Origin of the sequence: Sphingomonas sp. Sph1(2015) (assembly GCF_001970915.1) — a bacterium.
Classification (GTDB): domain Bacteria; phylum Pseudomonadota; class Alphaproteobacteria; order Sphingomonadales; family Sphingomonadaceae; genus Sphingomonas; species Sphingomonas parapaucimobilis.
In genome coordinates this window covers 1-699 of the sequence record NZ_MQUI01000116.1, presented here as the reverse complement: position 1 = coordinate 699, position 699 = coordinate 1, and the positions used below count along the sequence as shown (strand labels likewise).

Annotated in this window: 1 pseudogene; it reads right to left on the bottom strand. The window is 64.9% G+C overall.

Annotated features, from left to right (window positions below):
- Window positions 1-699, bottom strand: a pseudogene (locus tag BSZ14_RS18785) (IS256 family transposase); the annotation flags it as partial.

The following is a 699-nucleotide window of genomic DNA, read 5'->3' as shown; positions in this document are numbered from 1 at the left end:
GGTCTGAACCACGGCGTCGGGGAGCGAGCCGTTTGATGATCGATCCGGGGGATCGATCATAGGCGAGCGCCGTGATCGCTTCCGGGAACCCCTTCAAGCCATCGACGACGGCAAGCAGGATGTCTTCGGTGCCGCGGTTGCGCAGCTCGTTCATGACCCTGAGCCAGAATTTGGCGCCCTCGTTCTGCTCCAGCCACAGGCCCAGCACCTCCTTGGCACCCCCCGCCTTCGCGGGGGCAGGCTGCACGGACGCCCAGGGCGATATGGATCGCCTTGTTGCGCACCATGCCCTCGTCGCGGATCTTCACCCGCAAGGCGTCGAAAAAGACGAGCGGATAGACCGGATCCAGCGGCCGCTGCTGCCAGATCGCCACCTCGTCGAGCACCGCGTCGGTCACCGTCGAGATCAGGTCAGGCGACACCTCGATGCCGTACAGGTCGTGCAGGTGCCCGGTGATCTCGCGGGTGCTCATGCCGCGCGCGTACATCGACACGATCTTCTCGTCGAAGCCGGGAAAACGTCGCTGGTATTTGGCGATCAGCTGCGGATCGAAGCTCGCCTGCCGGTCGCGCGGCACGTCGATCGCCAGCTTGCCGGTATCGGTCGTTATCGTCTTCCGACCGTAGCCGTTGCGGGAGTTTCCGGCTCCGTCTTCCCCGGCCAGGTGATGATCCATCTCGGCATTCAGCGCGCGCTCG